The organism is Nonomuraea rubra (assembly GCF_014207985.1).
In the GTDB taxonomy this organism is placed as follows: Bacteria; Actinomycetota; Actinomycetes; order Streptosporangiales; family Streptosporangiaceae; genus Nonomuraea; species Nonomuraea rubra.
This window is the reverse complement of sequence record NZ_JACHMI010000001.1, coordinates 4330553-4349362: the sequence shown is the minus strand read 5'-3', so window position 1 is coordinate 4349362 and position 18810 is coordinate 4330553. Positions and strand designations below refer to the sequence as shown.

The following is an 18810-nucleotide window of genomic DNA, read 5'->3' as shown; positions in this document are numbered from 1 at the left end:
GTCAGAAGGTGGGCGGCGGCGCGGAGGACTTCGCGCGCATGCCCTCGCAGATGACCTCCGCCATCCGCACCGCGCCGCCCCTGGCCAGGGCGCGGCGCTCGGCGGCCAGGCAGCCGCGCAGCAGGTCGTGGACGTCCCCGGCCTCCAGGTCGCCCCGCACCGCCCCGACCCGCTGCGCCCGGGCCAGCAGCCTGGCCAGCGCCGCGGCGAAGTCGTCGGCCAGCGTGGAGCCGGGCCGCAACGCCATCCCCGAGCCGCTCTCCAGCATGTCGCACAGCGCCTGGTTGGCCGCGGCCTGCTCGACCACCGCCGTGAACCAGCCGAAGAACGCCCGGCCCGCGTCCTCGGCGGTGGCCAGCGCCCTGGCGTCGGCCACGAACCGCTCGATCCGGCCCACCAGCACCGCCTCGACCAGCGCCTCCTTCGTCGGGAAGTGCCGGTAGACGGTGCCGACCCCGAACCCGGCCCGCCGGGCGATCTCGTCGAAGGAGATCGTCAGCCCGTCACTGGCCAGGGCCTCCTGCGCGATCTGCAGGACCCGCTCGCGGTTGCGGCGGGCGTCGGCGCGCAGCGGCCTGGCGGCGCTGTGATCGTCGCCCATGACCTCGACCTGCCTTCACGACAAACGGAGAGAGCTCTCCGATTCTACCGAGGACTTTCCCCTCCATACCAGCCCAACGAACCTGCCCCCGCCCCACGCCCCACCCACACCGCCGCGACGCGCGCCGCACGTCGGCGACGCGGACGCCGCACGAACGGGACGACACCCACCCCACCCCGGCGAGACGGGCGCCGCACGAGCGGGACGGCGCCCGCCCCACACCGGTGGGACGGGCGCCGTGTGAACGGGCGGCGCCGTCACGACGACCCGGGCGACGCCGGCGCCTCCTCACAGCCGGCCCCTCCAGCAGGCGGCACCGGCGAGCGGCCGGACTTGGACGAGCAGCCGGACGACCCCCCGGACACGGCCGACCGGCCGGGCACCGGCACGGTGCCGATCACCCGCTCGGCACCGGCCCCGGCCGCCCGCCCGGACGCCGGAGCACGGGCCGGCGCCGGAGCACGAACTGTGCCCGACACACGGTCCAGCACGGGCGCACGGTCCGACGCGGAGGCACGGGGCCCGCGGAGCCCGCGGGGTGGCATGCCGACGCGCTTGAGCCGGATCCGCTCCTCCCGCGGCACCGGCTCCACCGCCACCACCCGCGCCCTGTCCGGCAGATGCCGCAGGTCGTGCGTGATCAGCAGCGTCGTACGCCCGGCCATGAGCCGCTCCAGCACCCGCATCACCTGGGCGGCAGTGGCGTCGTCGAGCCCGGCGGTGGGTTCGTCGAGCACGAGCACCGGCGAGTCCCGCAGGATGGCCCTGGCGATCGCGACCCGCTGCCGCTGCCCCCCGGACAGCAGGCGCCCCCGCTGCCCGACCCGGGTGTCGTACCCCTGGGGCAGCAGCTTGACGAAGTCGTGCACCCCGGCCGCCTCCGCCGCCCTGATCACCTCGTCGAGCGAGGCGCCGGGCCGGCCGTAGGCGATGTTGTCGCGTACGGAGCCGGAGAACAGCATCGTCTCCTGGTGCAGGATCGTCACGTTGTCACGCAGCGACTCCCGCGTCAGGCACCGCAGGTCGGTGCCGTCCAGCAGGATGCGTCCCTCGTCCGGGTCGTAGAAGCGCAGCAGCAGCTTGGCCACGGTGGACTTGCCCGCCCCGCTGGGCCCGGCCAGGACGACCACGTCGCCGGGTTCCGCGGTGAACGACAGGTCCCGCAGCACCGGCCGCCCCCGTCCCGGGTAGGCGAAGCCGACCCGTTCGAAGGCGACGCGGCCCTGGCTGCGGCCCGTGGGCCCGGCGTCGCGCGCGTCGGTCACGGCGGGCCCGTTCCGCAGGATCTCGATGACCCTGTCGGAGCCGGCCGCCGCCTCCGAGACCGTCAGGGCCAGCTCTCCCAGGCTCTGGACGGCCGGGTAGAGCAGGGCCAGGTAGGCGGCGAAGGCGAGCAGCCCGCCGAGCGTCAGCCGGCCGGCCGCGATCTCCCACGCGCCGAACCCGAGGATGACGATCAGGCACACGGTCTCGATGAGCTGGACGACCGGGCTGTAGAGGCCGGCCAGCCAGGCCTGGGCCATGTTGGCGCTCAGCCAGCCGCGGCCCTCGTTGTGCAGCCGGCGGGACTCGGCGTCCTGCCTGTTGTAGGCCTGCACGAGCGGCTGGTTGGCCAGCCCCTCCTCCAGGACGCTGTTCATCGCGCCGTTGCTGGCGCGCTCGAGCGCCGCCGCGGACCTGAACCTGCCCGCGAACACCTTCGAGACCACCAGGAACAGCGGGATCAGCGCCATGGTCAGCAGCGCGAGGTCCCATCGGATGACGAAGGCCGCCCCGGCGAAGAAGATCACGCCGGCGACCGTGGTGATGATCTTCACGAGCCCGGACCCGACGAGTTCCTCGATGGCCTCGATGTCGTCCGTCAGGCGGGCCATCAGGTCGCCCAGCCGCCGCTTCTCGGAGAAGTCGGGAGCGAGCGTCTGCACGTGCGCGTACACGCGGTCGCGCAGGGCCAGCAGGAACCGTTCGGCGCCCAGCGCGGTGGCGTAGGCCCCCGCGAAGGACGTCACCCCGGCGAGCGCCGCGAGCCCGAGCCACCAGATCGCGGGTGCCCAGAAGGCCCCGAGGTCCCGGGTCGTCAGCACTTCGTCGGTGATGTGCCCGAACAGGCGGATCGCGGCCACCTCGCAGAGCGCGGCCAGAATGGCGAACACCACCCCCGCCGCGAACAGCTTCCGCAATCCGCGGGTGTCCGGCCAGAATTCGCGAAAGGTGCGGCGAATGGAAATCGCCGGCGCGAGTTCACGGCCGGAGGCGCTCAATGAGAGCCGGCGGCTGAGCCGCCGGCTCTCAACGGGGCGCTCTAGCACCCCCACCACCTGCGACGGTGGCAGCAGTTCCACCTGCGGTAGCAGCGGCGGCGGCGTCGGCAGCCCCATCCCTGCTGGTATCCGGCCTGAGACAGTTGCGTGTTCGCCATGATTCCTCCCCCGTTGGCTGAACACTGACAAATCGGACGCTAGCACCCGAAATGCGATAAATCAGCAGATACTCGGCGATTTCAAGCAGTCTTGACTGGTAAAACCAAGCCGGAAAGGCACTGCAGGAGAAGATGTAAAGGCGCCCGCCGACAGGTAAAACGACAGGGGGAGGTCAAACCAGAACAAAAGATGCTCCTGAGAACCAGTTCTCAGGAGCATCCTCAAGGGGCGGATCAGGTGAGCGACGAGTACGCCACCACACCCCGCCGCATCGCGTCCATCGCCTTCACCGCGGTCTGCTTGATCTTGCTGCCGGGCGGCGCCGCGTTCCCGAGCTGGCCGAGCAGGTCCATGAGCTGCTTGATCCACCGGACGAAGTCACCGGCCGCCAGCTCGTTGCCGTTGACGCCCTCCATCAGCACCGCGTCGAGGCTGTGCCCCTTCGTCCACCGGAACGCCGCCCACGCGAACCCCAGATCGGGCTCCCTGATCGTGGACAGCCCGTGGTCGGACTCGATGCCCTCCAGCTCGCCCCACAGCCGGATCATCGCCGACAGCGCGTCCTGGGCCCGCCCCGCCGGGATCTTCGGGCGGCGGGTGTCGTCGGACGCCCGCGACTCGAACACCAGCGCCGACACGCACGCCGCCAGCTCCGCCGGGTCCAGCTCCTCCCACAGCCCCTTGCGCAGCGACTCCGCGGTCAGCAGGTCCAGCTCCGTGTAGAGACGGCCCAGCCGCCGCCCCTCGTCGGTGACGGCCTCGCCGTCGAGGTAACCGAGCTGCTCCAGCACCGAGCAGATGCGGTCGAACGTACGCGAGATGACGTGCGAACGCCCCTCGACCCTCCTCCGCAGCCCCTCGGTCTCCCGCAGCAGCTTGTAGTACCGCTCGGCCCAGCGCGCGTGATCCTCGCGATCGTCGCAGCCGTGGCACGGGTGCTGGCGGATGCGCCGGCGCAGCTCGTTGACCTCGTCGTCCTCCACCGTGTGGTCACGCGCCCTGACCGGCTTGCCCAGATCACGATCACCGATCTTGGCCAGCAGCGTGGAGACGAGGTTGGCACGCTCCTTCGGCGAGCGGCCGTTGAAGTTCTTCGGGATGCGCAGCTTCTCCAGCGGCTCCACCGGCACCGGGAAGTCGGCCGGATCGAGCTTCTTGATCTGCTTGCCGATCGTCAGCACCAGCGGGCTCGGCCCGGTGCCGCGCGGGTTGCGGCCCGGGTCCAGCACGATCGCCAGCCCCGCCCGGCGCCCGCCGGGCACCCGGATGACGTCACCGGGCTGCAGTGCCTCCAGCGACCGCACCGCCGCCGCCCGGCGCGCGGCGCCCCGCTGGCGCGACAGCTCCGCCTCCCGGTCCGACAGCCGACGCCGCAGCGCCGCGTACTCGGGGAAGTCGCCCAGGTGGCACGTCATCGCCTCCTGGTAGCCCTCCAGCGCCTCCTCGTGCTTGCGCAGCTGCTTGGCCAGCCCGACGACCGCCCGGTCCGCCTGGAACTGCGCGAACGACTCCTCCAGCAGCGTCCTGGCACGCTCCCGGCCGAACTGCCCGACCAGGTTGACCGCCATGTTGTACGACGGCTGGAAGCTGGAGCGCAGCGGATACGTACGGGTGCCCGCCAGCCCCGCCACCGACAGCGGATCCATGCCCGGCTGCCACAGCACCACCGCGTGACCCTCGACGTCGATGCCGCGCCGCCCGGCCCGGCCGGTGAGCTGGGTGTACTCCCCCGGCGTGAGATCGGCGTGAGTCTCGCCGTTCCACTTGTCGAGCTTCTCGATCACCACGCTGCGGGCCGGCATGTTGATGCCCAGCGCCAGCGTCTCGGTCGCGAACACCGCCTTGACCAGGCCGCGCGTGAACAGCTCCTCCACGACCTCCTTGAACGCCGGCAGCATGCCCGCGTGATGGGCCGCCAGCCCCCGCTCCAGGCAGTCGCGCCACTCCAGGTAGCCCAGCACCGCCAGATCCTCATCGGGCAGGTGCGCCGTGCGCTCGTCCACGAGCTGCCTGATCTCGTGCCGCTCGCGGTCGGTGGTCAGCCGGATGCCCGCGTACAGGCACTGCTGCACCGCCGCCTGGCAGCCCGCCCGCGAGAAGATGAACGTGATCGCCGGCAGCAGCCCCTCGGAGTCCAGCTTCTCGATCACCTGCACCCGGTCCGGCGGGCGCGAGCGCTGCGGCCTGCCGTAACCCCGCCGGCCCCGCCCCGCCGTCAGCCGCTCGGCGTCACGCGTCACCCGCATCAGCGTCGGGTTGATGCGCGGCGTCAGGTCGTCGGTCATGAACAGGTCGTAGATGCGGTTGCCGACCATCATGTGCTGCCACAGCGGCACCGGCCGGTGCTCGTCGACGATCACCGTGGTGTCGCCGCGCACCTCGCCCATCCACTCGCCGAACTCCTCGGCGTTGCTCACCGTCGCCGACAGCGCCACCAGCCGCACCGAGTCGGGCAGGTGGATGATGACCTCTTCCCACACCGCGCCCCTGAACCGGTCGGCCAGGTAGTGCACCTCGTCCATCACGGCGAACCCGAGCCCGGCCAGCGTCGCCGAGCCGGCGTAGAGCATGTTGCGCAGCACCTCGGTCGTCATGACCACGATGGGCGCCTCGCCGTTGACGCTGTTGTCGCCGGTCAGCAGGCCGACCTTGGCGGTGCCGTACCGCTTGACCAGGTCGTTGTACTTCTGGTTCGACAGCGCCTTGATCGGCGTCGTGTAGAAGCACTTGCGGCCCTGCTCCAGGGCGAGATGGACGGCGAACTCCCCAACGACCGTCTTGCCCGAGCCCGTGGGCGCCGCCACGAGGACTCCGTCACCGGCCTCCAGGGCCCTGCAGGCGTCCAGCTGGAAGTCGTCCAGCTCGAAGTCGTAGAGACCTCGGAACGAGCTCAGAGCGGCCCCGTCGTCCCCGTGCTTCTGACGGAAGGCCGCGTAGCGTTCCGCTGGCGTTGTCATACCCGCCAGCCTACCGAAATCGCCATTCCGGTCCGTCCCGCCTATTCCGGCCCTCGCCGCGCCCGCGGGCGTCCGTCAGGGACGCGGCGCCGTCCCGGCCAGGCGCCTTTACAAAGTAGATCTCATACGATGACGCGCAGCGCCCCCGGCCGGACCTCGCAGTGGACCGGCACGGCGCCCACCCGTTCGCCGTCGGCGTAGGCGACCAGGTTCTCGGCCTCCACGCGTACGCTGCGCACCCGCCACACCGACACGGCCGGATGCGTCACGTGCCTGCCCCGGTACACGCCGGGGAAGACCCGCAGGAACTCCAGCTTGGACACGGCTCCGATCATCACCACGTCCAGCAGCCCGTCGTCGGGCCTGGCGTCCGGGCAGACCCGCATGCCCGCGCCGTACGAGCGCGTGTTCGCCACCGCCACCAGCATGGCCTCCCGCTCGACCACCTCGCCGTCGTCCAGCGTCAGGCGGAACGGGACCGGCCGGAACGAGCGCAGCTCCCGCGCCGTGGCCACCAGGTACCGGGCCGTCCCCGGCGGCCAGGTGAGCCGGTTGGCCCGCTCGTTGACGCGCGAGTCGAACCCGCAGCACGCCACTCCGGCGAACAGTTCCTCGGTCGTGCCCGCGCGGATGCGCGCGGCGTCGACGCGGCGCGACTTCATCCGCAGCACGGTCGCGGCGGCGGCCACGAGGTCGTGGCGGGGCAGGCCGAGCGCGGCGGCGAAGTCGTTGCCGGTGCCGGCGGGGATGATGCCGAGCGGCACGTCAGTGCCGGCCACCGCCTGCACGGCCAGGTGCACCAGGCCGTCGCCGCCGAAGGCCACCAGGGCGTCGGGGCGCTCGGACACGGCGGTGCAGGCACGCTCCAGCGCGTCGGTGGCGTCGTCGCCGACGATCACCGTCAGCTCGGCCCCTCCGGCACGCAGCCGGCGCGCCACGGGCTCGAGCAGGCGCAGCGTACGCCCGCCGCGCGCGGCGGGGTTGACGAGCAGGGCGAGTTGCGGCGATGAGGACACGCCCGGAATGTATCGCCTGCCGGGCGCGACCGGAATGCCTTAACGCTTGTCCGCCGCGGGCGGCTCCTCGTCGAGAGGCGTCGGGTCGTCGTCGGGGGACGAGGTGTCCTCGGCCAGCGGCGAGGCCTCGTCGTCGGACAGGTGGGAGAAGTCCTCCGTGTTCGGCAGGCGCCGCTCGCGGAGGTACATGAAGCCCTCGGCCACGAAGTACAGCACGACCATCGGCGCTGCCAGCGCCATCATCGTCAGCGGGTCTCCGCCGGGCGTGATGACCGCGCCGAAGATGAACATGACGAAGATGACCGTACGGCGGTGCTTCTTGACCGTGGCGTGGGACAGGACGCCGATGATGTTCAGGAACACCAGCAGCAGCGGCAGCTCGAACGAGATACCGAAGATCACCAGCATGATGAGCACGTAGCTGACGTACTCGTCGATCTGGATGGCCGCGACGGAGTCGGTCGGCGCGAACCCCAGCAGGATCGCCAGGCTGGTGTCCATGATGAAGTACGCCAGCGCGGTGCCGAGCAGGAACAGCGGGACCGCCAGCGCCAGGAAGGTGAAGGAGTACCGCTTCTCGTTGCGGTAGAGCGCGGGCGTGACGAACGCCCAGATCTGGTACAGCCAGACGGGCGAGGACACCACGACGCCGACCAGCGCCGACACCTTCAGCGTCAGGAAGAACGACTGGAAGATGCCGCCGAAGATGAGCGTGCACTCGCCGGGGCGGAGCTGACCGGCCTGCGGTGTCTCGCAGAACGGTTCCTTGATGAACGCCCACACCGGATCGAAGACGATGAAGCCCACCACGATGCCGACGAGCACGGCGGCCAGCGCGATGACCAGGCGGTTGCGCAGCTCCCGCAGATGCTCCATCAGCGGCATGCGACCCTCGGGGTCGGGTGCCGTAGTGCTCGATCGTTTGAGCAGCGCCATCTAGCAGTCCAGGTGACGAGGAGGGATGGGGATCAGGCGTGCTTGTCGGCCTGCGAGGCGGCGCCCGCGCGCAACCTGGCGGCCTGCTCCTCGAGCTGGCGGGCCTGCTCCTCGGCCGACAGCACCGGAGCCGGGGCCGGAGCGGGCGCGGAGGCCTGGATCTGCTGCGGCTGCACGGGCTGGGGCTGCGGGTGAGGCTGGGCCTGCATCGGGGCCTGCTGCACCGTGTGCTGGGTCTCGTCGTCGTCATCGCGAAGCTTGGCGGTCTCCGACTTGAAGATCCGCAGCGACCGGCCGATGCCGCGAGCCATGTCAGGCAGCTTCTTGGCACCGAACAGCAGCACGAGCGCCAGGAGGATGATCAGGAGTTCGGGCACTCCGAGGTTCGGCATGAAACGCCCTTTCTAGCGAGTTGCCTGTTTCAGCCACGATCGTACGCTGCCTGGGGCGAGGTCTCACCCCCCTGGCCCGCCAATCTGGCCCGCCTTGGCTCAAGCTGCGCCTGCGCCGCGGCGATTTCCCTCTTCAGATTACGTGCCGCGGCGACGACACGGGCACCGGCGATGCCGAGCACGACCAGCCCGGCCACGCCCAGCCCTGCCGACACGAAGATCCAGGTCATGAGTGGTGAGCGTACAGGGCCAGGGCACGCTCGGCCTCCTGGCGCACGGTCTCGGCCATGTCGGGCGGCGAGACGACCCGGCCGGTGTCGCCCAGGCGCAGCGCCAGCTTGAGTATCCAGTCCTGGTCGCGGGCCCGCAGCGCCACCCGCAGCCGCCCCTCGCCCAGCTCGGTGACCTGCTCGCACGGGTAGTACTCGGCCACCCACCGCCCGGCCGCGCTCAGCTCCAGCTCCACCAGCTCGTCGGTCGGGGAGGGGCGGAAGACGCCGGCGGTGACGTCGCGCGGCTCGGCCTCGGCGGGCGGGTCGGCCGGCACCTCGAGCACGTCCACGCCGAGCACCCGGTCGAGCCTGAACAGCCGCATCGCCTCGGCCCGGTAGCACCAGCCCTCCAGGTAGGCGCGGCCGTCCACGACGACGACCCGCATCGGGTCCACCTCGCGCGGCGTCACCTCGTCGCGGCCCTGCACGTAGTAGCGCAGCGACAGCCGCCTGCCCCTGGTCAGGCCCTCGCGCACGCGCGGCAGCGCGTCGGGGGCGGCCTCGACGTCCACGGCGACCTGGGTGCTGACGGTGGCGGCGCCCTCCCCCGCGGCCCGCTCCAGCTTGGCCGTCACGCGCGGCAGCGCGTCGCCCGGCACTTCGGCGAGCTCGGGGGTGGCGGCCAGCATGCGCAGCGCGACCAGCAGCGCGCTGGCCTCGTCGATGCCCAGCCGCAGCGGCCTGGCGATGGTGTCGGCGTTGTCGATGAGGATCTCGCCGCCGTCCCAGGAGACGTCGATGAGGTCGCCGGGGGTGTGGCCGGGCAGCCCGCACATCCAGACGAGCTGCAGGTCGTCGATGAGCTGCTTCTCGCTCAGCCCGAACACCGAGGCCACCTCGCCGACCTGCGCCCCCGGGTGGGACATCAGGTACGGCACCAGCGCCAGCAACCTCGGCAGCCGATCCGCGGAACCACTCACGCCATAGCCCCCTTCAAACGCCTGATGACCGCCTCGCGGGCGTCCGGCGGCTCGACCACCTCGACGTCGGCGCCGAGGCTGGCCATCCATCCGGCCAGCCGCTCGGGGTCGGTGAAGGCCAGCTCGGCCTCGTCCCACCCGTCGGTGCCGGGATGCACGGCCCTGGCGAGCTGCCGCAGCCCCTCGCACGCCCCCTGGCGCACGCGGACGACGGCGACCCGCTCGTCGGTCGTCTCGTCGGGGAAGCCCACCATGGCCCGCAGGTCGATGCCCTCGGGCACCTCGACGGCGCCCGGCCGGCCCACGGTGGTGACCTGCCCGGTGATGCGGCTGAGCCGGAAGGCGCGCGGCGCGTCCCTGTCGCGATCGTACCCGGCCAGGTACCAGCGGCCGCGCCGGCTGACCACGCCCCACGGCTCCACGGTGCGGCTGCGGACGGACTCGCTGCCGGCGCCGCGGTAGTCGAAGCGGACCACGCGCCGGTCGCGCACGGCGTCCCACAGCGCGGGGAAGGCCGGGTCGCGGGTGTCCACCCGCAGCTCCAGCGCCCCGGTGCCGACCGGCTGGTCGGTGGCGACGCCGCCGGCCCGCAGCTTCAGCAGCGCCCCCGACGCGGCCTCGGCCAGGCTGGCGCGCTGCCACACCTGGGCGGCCAGGCCCAGCACGGCGGCCTCGTCGGGCTCCAGGGTGATCTCGGGCAGCTCGTACGACTCCCGCTCGATCCGGTAGCCCGGCTCGTCCTCCCACGGGTCGCGCACGACGTCGATCGGGATGCCGATCTCGCGCAGCTCGTTCTTGTCCCGCTCGAACATCCGCTGGAACGCCTCGTCGCCATCGCGGTCGTATCCGGGGACGGCCTGGCGGATCTGCTCGGCCGACAGCGGGCGCCGGGTGGCGAGCAGGCAGATCACCAGATTGAGCAACCGTTCTGTCTTCCGGCGCGACATCTGCCTCACTCCTCCTTCATCGACGCTACCCTGCCCCCGTGATCAGATGGCGCAAGGGCGAGGTCGTACGGATCCGACGCGAGTGGCCGGGAGCGGTGGAGCTGGACGTCACCGTCCCCGAGGGGGAGTGCCGGGCGCTGGCGTATCCACCGTTGGTGGGCCGCCCGGAACCCGGCGATGAGGTGCTGCTCAACACGACCGCGCTCGCGATGGGTCTCGGTACGGGAGGTTACGCCATGGTGGTGGCCGTCCCGAACCGTTTGCCGGAAGATCCCGTCGGTCCTGGCCACCTGGTGAAGGCGAGGTACACGCCGCTGCAGGCCACGGTGCAGGGCGCCGACGAGCAGGATTCCCCGTTCCACGAGCGGTTGCGCGAGGCGGACTCGCTCGACGGCATGCCCGTGATCGTGGCCGATCTGCACTCGGCGCTGGCCCCGATCCTGTGCGGCCTGTACGCCGCCAGGGCGGGCGTGCGGGTGGCGTACGTGATGCAGGACGGCGGGGCGCTGCCCGTCTGGTTCTCGATGGCGGCGGCCCGGCTGCGGGAGACCGGCTGGCTGGCCGGCGTGGTGACGGTGGGCCAGTCGTTCGGCGGCGACCTGGAGGCGGTCACCGTGCACACGGGGCTGCTGGCGGCCAGGCACGTGCTGGAGGCCGAGGTGGCGATCGTCACGCAGGGCCCGGGGAACCTGGGCACGGGCACCCGGTGGGGCTTCTCGGGGGTGGCGGCGGGCGAGGCGGTCAACGCGGCGGGCGTGCTGCGGGGGCAGCCGGTGGCGGCGCTGCGGGTCAGCGAGGGCGACCGGCGCGAGCGCCACTACGGCGTCTCGCACCACTCGCTGACCGCCTACGGCCGGGTCGCGCTGTCACCCGCGCAGGTGCCGGTGCCGGAGCTGCCGGGCGAGTTCGGGGTGCGGGTCAGGGACCAGGCCGAGCTGCTGGCCGTACGGCACCGGCTGGTCTCCGTCCCCGTGGACGGCCTGCGTGAGGCGCTGGAGACCTCGCCGGTGCGGTTGTCGACGATGGGCCGGGGCCTGGACGAGGACCTGCCCTACTTCCTGGCCTCGGCGGCGGCGGGCAGGCTGACGGCCTCGCTGCTGTCGTAGGAGTCCTTGAACGTGAACGCCTCGGGGCCGGGCCCCTCGCTCCTGAGGCGTTCCAGCCGCCGCATGCCCTCCGCCAGGGTGGGGATGTGCCCGGCGGGCACCCACCACAGCACCATGTACGGCTCCATCATGCGCAGGAACCACTCCCTGCGCCGCCGCAGCACGGCCAGGTGCTCGCTGCGGTAGGCGTAGTTCCACAGGGTCTCCAGCGACTCCCACACCGAGAAGTTGATCAGCAGGTGGTCGCCGTAGTCGTGCACGACGGTGGCGGTGGGGTCGACCTCACTCTCCTTGAGCCGCCACACGAACCCCGGCGCCGCGTCGGCGACGGCGTTGATGGGCTCCAGGAGGGCGACGAACTCGGCGAGCTCGGCACTGTCGATGGGCGCGCGCAGGTGGGCGATGTTCAGCTCGGCGAGATGCATGGCTGGTGGATTCATGGGAGCCAGCACACCATCACCCGCCTTCTATGTCAATATCCGTTTGTTTTAGAGAGACGCAGCACTCCCCCGGCCGCGGGTCCAGCGCCGCCCGCCCGGGGTCGTCGCCGAGCCCCTCCAGCAGCCCCTGGCACAGCGCGAGGTTCATGGAGCACACCAGCAGCGGCTGCTCCTCGGCCAGCACGTGGAACGGGCAGTTGCGCAGCCGCACCTTCCCGCCCTCGGCGTACGGCTCGTAGCCGCGCTCGCCCAGCACCCGCTCGACGGGCTCGCCCCGGCGGCCCTCGGCGATCGCGGCACCCGCCCCGCGCGCCACCTCCTCGGCCCGCTCCTCGGCGCCCAGCGCCTCCACCACGCCGGCCAGCACCGAGGCGAGCGTGACGTAGTCGCGCGGCGGCAGGCTCACCGACCGCTCGCCCCTGGCCCGGCGGTAGACCTTCGCCGGCCGGCCGCTGCCGGGCCCCTTCCTCTCCTGCTGCCGGAACCCGCTCTCCAGCAGCCCCGCCTCCACCAGCTTGTCCAGGTGGTGGCCGGCCAGCGTCCTGGACACGCCCGCCGCCTCCGCCGCCTCGCCCCGGCCGACGTCACCGCCCCGGGAGGCGACGACGTCGTACAGGCTGCGGCGGACGGGGTCGTGCAACAGGGCCAGCGCCTCGAGGTCGTCGCTACTCACAGCGGGAGTCTACGAGCAGGACCCGACCTCAGTAGGCGGCGAGGAGATCCACGACGAAGACGAGCGTGTCCGAGCCCTTGATCCCGTACGCCGGGTTGCCGGCGCGGCCGTACCCGTCGGCGGGCGGGACGATCATCAGCACGCGGCTGCCCGCGGGCACGCCCGCCAGCGCCCTGTCCCACGCCCTGATCACGCTGCCGTCGCCCAGCTTGAACGCCTTCGGCCCGCCGCTCGCCCAGGTCGCCTCGAACACCTTGCGGCGGCCCCAGACGGCGGCCTCGTACTGGGTGACGACGAGCTGTCCCGGCCGCGCCGCGCGGCCCTCTCCCCTGGCCAGCACCTTGGCCGCGAACCTGGCCGGCGGCGGGCCCGCGGGCACCGTCAGCGCCGGCCTGGCGCCGCCGCCCACCCGCACCCCGGCCAGCGTGCCGCCCTCCGACTGGACCGAGGCGCCCCTGGGGTGCGCGCCGAGGATGTCGACGACGTAGAACAGCTCCTCGCCGGCGGCCACGCCCTGCGGCGGGTTCGCGCCGAACCCGTCCCCCGGCGGGATGGCGGCGATCACGCGGCTGCCCACCCTGCGGCCCTTCAGCGCCCGCTCCAGGCCCGGCAGCAGCTCCCCCACCGGGAACGCCGCCGGGGTGCCCCGGTTGAAGCTGGAGTCCACCAGGCGGTTGCCCCGGCCGTCCCACACGTGCGCGGTGTACTGGACGATCGCCACGTCGTCCGCGCCGAGCCGCTCGCCCTTGCCCGTGGCCAGCTCGTCCACCTGCAGCCCGGCCACCGGCTTCCCGTCGGGGAAGTCGATCGTCGGGCGGGCGCCGAACGCGCCGCCCACCCGCAGGTCCAGGTCCCCGGCCGCCTCGCCCGTGCAGCCGGCCAGCAGCAGGGGCACCAGCAGCAGTGACGTGGCGGCGCGGCGCATCGGTGTCCTCCCAGCACGCGACGGCCCGGCGGCTCGCCCGCAGAGGGCGCCGCCGGGCTCGCGATGCTACCGCTAGAGGAGACCGCCCGTCAGCAGAGCCTCCGGTCCGGTCAGTAGGCGCCCAGGACGTCCACCACGAACACCAGCGTGCTGTTGGCGGGGATGCCCTGCTGCGCCTGGCTGCCGTACCCGAGGTCCGGCGGGATGCTCATCACCACGCGGCTGCCGACCGGCACCCCGGCCAGGCCCTTCTGCCAGCCCTGGATGACCTGCGCGAGCGGGAACTCGGCCGGCTGGCCCCGCTCCCAGCTCGAGTCGAACTGCTGGTCGGTGCCCCAGATCTTGCCGGTGTAGTGGACCACGAGCGTCTGGTTGGCCTGCGTCTTCGCGCCGGTGCCCTGGATGAGCGTCTTGACGACCAGCTCCTTGGGCGCCTTCTCGTCCGTCTTGGTGGTCAGCGTGGGCGCCTTCTCGCCGCCCGGGTTGTCCACCGTGACGCCCTTGATCGACTCGCCGGTCTCCTTGCCCTCGGCGGCCTTCAGCGCAGGCGGCTGGGTGCCGACCACGTCGAAGACGAACACCTTGGTCGGCTCGGCCGGCGTCGTCGTCTGCTGCTGGGCGACGGAGTCGTTGGCCAGCACGGCCAGCAGCCGGCCGCCGTGCTTGACCTTCGTGAAGCCCTCCTGCAGCACCTGCGGGAGCTGCTCGGTGACCGCGATCGTCTCCGGCGCCTTGGTGTCGTAGGACGAGCCCGCGACGGCGTTGGTCTTGCCGTCCCAGTTGTAGACGGTCAGGTTGACGATCACCCGGTCACCGGCCTTGACGCCGGTGCCGGTGCCCGGCTGGATCACCTCGTACGACGACTTCGTGGCGGGCGAGCCGGAGGGGAAGGTCACCGTGGGCTTGGCGCCCACGTTCCCGGCGACCTTGACCCCCGACGGCGCGCCGGCGGCGGAGCCGCTCGCGGTCGCGCCCGTGGTGGCGCCCGTGGTGGCACCCGTGGTGGCGCCGTCGGAGCCGCACGCTGCGGCGGACAAGATCAATGGCACGGCGGCCAGTACGGCCAGAGCGCGGCGCATGGATTTCCCTCGGAAAGACGTCAGATTCGCGTCACACTACCCGACTTGCCGGTAGGGCCGAGGTAAACGGAGTCCCACGTTCCGCGTTACCCGGCCGGCCGCCGTCCGGCCGGCCGGCTCCGCTCACATGCCGGCGATCAGCTTGTCCACCCGCTCGTCCACGCTGCGGAACGGGTCCTTGCACAGCACCGTGCGCTGCGCCTGGTCGTTCAGCTTGAGGTGCACCCAGTCGACGGTGAAGTCGCGCCGCTTCTCCTGCGCCTTGCGGATGAACTCGCCGCGCAGCCGCGCCCTGGTCGTCTGCGGCGGCACCGACTTGGCCTCGAAGATCTTCAGGTCGGACGCCACCCGCTCCACCGAGCCGCGCTTCTGCAGCAGGTAGTACAGGCCGCGCTTGCGGTGCACGTCGTGGTAGGCCAGGTCGAGCTGGGCCACCCGCGGCGAGGACAGCGGCAGGTCGTACTTGCGCCGGTACCGCTCGATGAGCTGGTACTTCGTCACCCAGTCGATCTCCCGCGAGACCAGGTCGAGGTTGCCCGTGTCGACCGCGGTGAGCGTGCGCTCCCACAGCTCCAGCACCCGGTGGGCGATGGCGTCGCCGCCGCGGCGGTCGACGAAGTCCTTCGCCTTCGACAGGTACTCCTGCTGGATCTCCAGGCTCGACGCCTCGCGCCCGTTGGCCAGCCGCACCCGGCGCCGCCCGGTCATGTCGTGGGAGACCTCGCGGATGGCCCTGATCGGGTTCTCCAGCGACAGGTCGCGCATCACCGTGCCCGACTCGATCATGCGCAGCACCAGGTCGGTGGCGCCGACCTTGAGCAGCATCGTGGTCTCGCTCATGTTGGAGTCGCCCACGATGACGTGCAGGCGGCGGAACCGCTCGGCGTCGGCGTGCGGCTCGTCCCTGGTGTTGATGATCGGACGCGAGCGGGTGGTGGCGCTGGAGACGCCCTCCCAGATGTGCTCGGCCCGCTGCGAGACGCAGTAGACGGCGCCGCGCGGCGTCTGCAGCACCTTGCCCGCCCCGCACACGATCTGCCGCGTCACCAGGAACGGGATGAGCACGTCCGCCAGCCGGCCGAACTCCCCGTGCCTGCCGACCAGGTAGTTCTCGTGGCAGCCGTAGGAGTTGCCGGCCGAGTCGGTGTTGTTCTTGAACAGGTAGATGTCACCGGCGATGCCCTCTTCGCGCAGCCGCTTCTCGGCGTCCACGAGCAGGCCCTCGAGGATGCGCTCGCCCGCCTTGTCGTGGGTGACGAGCTCGATGACGTTGTCACACTCGGGTGTTGCGTACTCAGGATGGCTGCCCACGTCCAGATACAGACGCGCGCCGTTGCGGAGGAAGACGTTGCTCGATCGGCCCCAGGACACGACCCGCCGGAACAAGTAGCGCGCGACCTCGTCGGGGGACAACCTGCGCTGCCCCCTGAACGTGCAGGTCACGCCGTACTCGTTCTCCAGCCCGAAGATGCGACGATCCATCACCTCACACTATGCCCACGGATCGGCGAGCGGGAGAGATCTTCGCAGGTGTTTTCCCTCCGGAGCCGCCGATGACCGCTTTCGCCCCGTTCCGGCCCCCGTGCCCGCCCTCACGGGGCGCGGGTGCCGCGGCACGCCCTCTCAGGGGGTGTAGATCTCCTGGACCTGGACGATCCTGCCCTTGTGGACGGTGATGAGGGACGGGTGGCCTGTCTTGCCGTGCTGCTTGATCAGCGTCGCCCTGGAGCAGCGCTTGGCGCCCAGGCCCGTCTTGCGGCTGACGGTCAGCTCCGAGCGGGACGGCTTGCAGCCGTACGCCGACAGGTAGATCACGTCCTTGGCGATGGGCGAGGCGTAGGCCATGGCGTCGCCCTCGGGCGGGCCCTCGAAGTGGCCCTCGGTCTGGGTGCCCTTCTTCCACCTGATCGGCTCGTACTCGGCCACGCCGCCGCGCACGTAGGTGAACCAGCCGCGCAGGATGCCGTCGTGGCGGGAGTGGATGTGCTTGGTGAAGTCGTGCTTCGGGTCCGCCTGGAACGTGGTGCCGAAGATCTTCGGCGCCTTGTACCTGGGGAACGCGGTGGCGGCCTCGGCAGCCACGCCGGAGGTGAGCATCACGGCCGCCGCGGCACCGGCCGCCAGCAGGCCACGCAAGGGAGTGTTCACAGATCATGAGATCCGCGATCACCGCCCGGAGTTCGGGCGCCCCCGGGTGAAACAGGTCACACTGGAACCGCCCGCCACCCACCCGACCCGCCACCCCGGCCACCGCCCCGCACGGCACCCTCGACGACCCGGCCCCACAGCGGCGGGGCTCGGCCCGGAACGGCGACGGGGACCGCCGTGGCGGTCCCCGTCGTGACGTCCCGTGCCCGCCCTACAGCGGCGAGGAGCCGTCGTCCACGTCCCCGTCGGGCCCCGTGGGCGGCGGCGTGTCACCGGAGCCCTGAGGCGGCGTGGCGGGCGGGGTGGCAGGCGGGGTGGCAGGCGGGGTGGCGGGCGGGTTGCTGGTCTGGGCCAGCAGCCGCTCCAGCCGCGCCCCCGTCAGCCGCAGGAACTTGCGGTGCTCCCGGTTGCGGTCGAGCACCGCCACCTCGAGCTGCGCCACCGGCGGCCGCTCCCCGCCGGGCTCGGTCAGCGCTGTCAGCGCCACCTCCAGCGCGTCGGCCAGCGACATCGACTCGCGGTAGCGCTCCTTCAGCCGGCCGGCCACCGCCTCGGCCTGGCCGCCCATGGCCGCGAAGCCGTGCTCGTCGAAGACCGACCCGTCGAAGGTGAGCCGGTAGATGGCGTCGCCCTCCTTGGTGTCGCCCACCTCGGCGACGACGACCTCCACCTCCAGCGACTTGATCGACTCGGTGAAGATGCGGCCCAGGTTGGAGGCGTACAGGTTGGCCAGGCCGCGCCCGGTCACGTCGGAGCGGTCGTAGGTGTAGCCGTTGATGTCGGCGTAGCGGATGCCGCCGAGCCGCAACTCCTCGAACTCGTTGTAGCGGCCCACCGCCGCGAACCCGATGCGGTCGTAGATCTCGCTGATCTTGTGCAGCGCCCGCGACGGGTTGGGCGCGACGAACAGGATGCCGTCCACGTACTGCAGCACGACGACGGAACGGCCCCGCGCGATGCCCTTGCGCGCGTAGTCGGCCTTGTCCCGCATGATCTGCTCGGGGGACGCATATCCGAAAGGCATGGACACGTGTGGAGGTCCTTTCTAGCGCAGCGGGGCGATGGGGCCGTCGGGCGAGATCAGGCGGGCGTCGAGCATCTGCTGGACGTAGCCGGAGACCTCCTCCTCCGGCAGGCGGCGGAAGCCGTCGGCGTCGATCACCGACACGATGGGCCAGATCTTCCTCGACACGTCGGGCCCGCCGGTCGCCGAGTCGTCGTCGGCGGCGTCGTACAGCGCCTGGATCAGCGTCATCGCCATGTCGTCGGCCGTCGCGCCGTCGCGGTAGAGCTTCTTCAGCGACCCGCGCGCGAAGATCGAGCCGGACCCGATCGCGTCGAACCTCTCCCGCTCGTACGGCCCGCCCGCCACGTCGTAGCTGAAGATGCGCCCCTCGTCCTTGTCGGGGTCGTAGGCGGCGAACAGCGGCACCACCACCAGCCCCTGCATCGCCATGGCGAGGTTGCCCCTGATCATGGTGGCGAGCCGGTTGGCCTTGCCCTGGACCGACATCGACCGGCCCTCGACCTTCTCGTAGTGCTCCAGCTCCACCCGGTAGAGCCGGGCGAACTCGATGCCCGTGCTGGCCGTGCCCGCGATGCCCATGCACGAGTAGTCGTCGGCGCGGAACACCTTCTCCACGTCACGCTGCGAGATGATGTTGCCCGAGGTCGCCCGCCGGTCACCCGCCATGACCACGCCACCGGCGAAGGTGGCGGCCACGATCGTGGTCGCGTGCGGAACCTGGTCACCGATCGGCGTGGCCAGCACCTCACCCCGCCGCGGCAGCAACTCAGGCGCGTACGAGCCGACAAACTCTGTGAACGAGGAACTTCCGGTGTTCTGGAAGAGCTGGTTCACCAAGCCGACGGGCAGATCCCTGTGCGATGCCACGCGACTCCCTCCAAACGTTCAGTGTTCCTAGGGCGACCCTACTCATGTTGGGTTGCTGTCTGCACTTCCCACGATCAGCTCACG

18 protein-coding genes are annotated in these 18810 nt (G+C 71.7%); 1 reads left to right on the top strand and 17 read right to left on the bottom strand.

Translation table 11 applies throughout. The features are described from left to right. Position 1: 1 nt before the first annotated feature. The 9 genes from HD593_RS19840 to HD593_RS19800 form a co-directional block, all read right to left on the bottom strand. Positions 2 to 601, bottom strand: a complete 600-nt coding sequence (locus tag HD593_RS19840) for a TetR/AcrR family transcriptional regulator (RefSeq protein WP_185103559.1) — start codon at positions 599 to 601, stop codon at positions 2 to 4. 257 nt (positions 602 to 858) lie between these two features. Next, positions 859 to 2781 carry an ABC transporter ATP-binding protein gene (locus tag HD593_RS19835; RefSeq protein ID WP_246546654.1) on the bottom strand — a complete coding sequence of 641 codons (1923 nt, stop codon included), beginning with the start codon at positions 2779 to 2781 and terminating at the stop codon, positions 859 to 861. Between the two features lie 473 nt (positions 2782 to 3254). Then, positions 3255 to 5978 carry a DEAD/DEAH box helicase gene (locus tag HD593_RS19830; RefSeq protein ID WP_185103558.1) on the bottom strand — a complete coding sequence of 908 codons (2724 nt, stop codon included), beginning with the start codon at positions 5976 to 5978 and terminating at the stop codon, positions 3255 to 3257. 122 nt (positions 5979 to 6100) lie between these two features. Then, on the bottom strand, positions 6101 to 6994 hold the full coding sequence (locus HD593_RS19825) for a diacylglycerol/lipid kinase family protein (protein WP_185103557.1): 894 nt from the start codon (positions 6992 to 6994) through the stop codon (positions 6101 to 6103). A gap of 39 nt (positions 6995 to 7033) precedes the next feature. Beyond that, a complete protein-coding gene (tatC, locus tag HD593_RS19820; RefSeq protein WP_246546652.1) occupies positions 7034 to 7870 on the bottom strand; it encodes a twin-arginine translocase subunit TatC in 837 nt (278 codons plus the stop codon). 92 nt (positions 7871 to 7962) lie between these two features. Beyond that, positions 7963 to 8322, bottom strand: a complete 360-nt coding sequence (gene tatA / locus HD593_RS19815) for a Sec-independent protein translocase subunit TatA (protein ID WP_185103555.1) — start codon at positions 8320 to 8322, stop codon at positions 7963 to 7965. 29 nt (positions 8323 to 8351) lie between these two features. Next, positions 8352 to 8552 carry a hypothetical protein gene (locus HD593_RS19810; RefSeq protein WP_185103554.1) on the bottom strand — a complete coding sequence of 67 codons (201 nt, stop codon included), beginning with the start codon at positions 8550 to 8552 and terminating at the stop codon, positions 8352 to 8354. After that, positions 8549 to 9514, bottom strand: coding sequence for a helix-turn-helix transcriptional regulator (locus HD593_RS19805; protein ID WP_185103553.1), 966 nt, complete (start codon positions 9512 to 9514; stop codon positions 8549 to 8551). The genes HD593_RS19810 and HD593_RS19805 overlap by 4 nt, the downstream gene beginning before the upstream one ends. After that, on the bottom strand, positions 9511 to 10461 hold the full coding sequence (locus HD593_RS19800) for a helix-turn-helix transcriptional regulator (RefSeq protein WP_185103552.1): 951 nt from the start codon (positions 10459 to 10461) through the stop codon (positions 9511 to 9513). The genes HD593_RS19805 and HD593_RS19800 overlap by 4 nt, the downstream gene beginning before the upstream one ends. Positions 10462 to 10499: 38 nt before the next feature. Here HD593_RS19800 and HD593_RS19795 point away from each other — a divergent pair, with 38 nt between their 5' ends. Beyond that, positions 10500 to 11567: a DUF3866 family protein gene (locus HD593_RS19795; RefSeq protein ID WP_185103551.1), complete on the top strand. Its 1068-nt coding sequence runs from the start codon at positions 10500 to 10502 to the stop codon at positions 11565 to 11567. Here the strand turns inward: HD593_RS19795 and HD593_RS19790 are convergent. The 8 genes from HD593_RS19790 to prcB form a co-directional block, all read right to left on the bottom strand. Further along, the gene (locus HD593_RS19790; protein ID WP_185103550.1) at positions 11513 to 12007 is read right to left on the bottom strand and encodes a DUF3291 domain-containing protein; all 495 of its coding nucleotides are present in this window, start codon (positions 12005 to 12007) and stop codon (positions 11513 to 11515) included. The genes HD593_RS19795 and HD593_RS19790 overlap by 55 nt on opposite strands. A gap of 16 nt (positions 12008 to 12023) precedes the next feature. After that, positions 12024 to 12680, bottom strand: a complete 657-nt coding sequence (locus HD593_RS19785; protein ID WP_185103549.1) for a helix-turn-helix transcriptional regulator — start codon at positions 12678 to 12680, stop codon at positions 12024 to 12026. Between the two features lie 28 nt (positions 12681 to 12708). Next, the gene (locus tag HD593_RS19780; protein WP_185103548.1) at positions 12709 to 13605 is read right to left on the bottom strand and encodes an FKBP-type peptidyl-prolyl cis-trans isomerase; all 897 of its coding nucleotides are present in this window, start codon (positions 13603 to 13605) and stop codon (positions 12709 to 12711) included. Positions 13606 to 13715: 110 nt separating this feature from the next. Beyond that, on the bottom strand, positions 13716 to 14684 hold the full coding sequence (locus HD593_RS19775; RefSeq protein ID WP_185103547.1) for an FKBP-type peptidyl-prolyl cis-trans isomerase: 969 nt from the start codon (positions 14682 to 14684) through the stop codon (positions 13716 to 13718). Between the two features lie 123 nt (positions 14685 to 14807). Next, positions 14808 to 16166 (bottom strand): Pup--protein ligase, encoded by a 1359-nt coding sequence (gene pafA, locus HD593_RS19770; RefSeq protein WP_185103546.1) that lies wholly within the window; start codon positions 16164 to 16166, stop codon positions 14808 to 14810. Positions 16167 to 16307: 141 nt separating this feature from the next. Next, positions 16308 to 16832, bottom strand: a complete 525-nt coding sequence (locus tag HD593_RS19765; RefSeq protein ID WP_312903556.1) for a hypothetical protein — start codon at positions 16830 to 16832, stop codon at positions 16308 to 16310. Between the two features lie 211 nt (positions 16833 to 17043). Further along, positions 17044 to 17856 carry a proteasome subunit alpha gene (prcA, locus tag HD593_RS19760; protein ID WP_185111975.1) on the bottom strand — a complete coding sequence of 271 codons (813 nt, stop codon included), beginning with the start codon at positions 17854 to 17856 and terminating at the stop codon, positions 17044 to 17046. Positions 17857 to 17877: 21 nt separating this feature from the next. Next, a complete protein-coding gene (prcB, locus tag HD593_RS19755; protein WP_185103545.1) occupies positions 17878 to 18726 on the bottom strand; it encodes a proteasome subunit beta in 849 nt (282 codons plus the stop codon). Between the last annotated feature and the right edge of the window lie 84 nt (positions 18727 to 18810).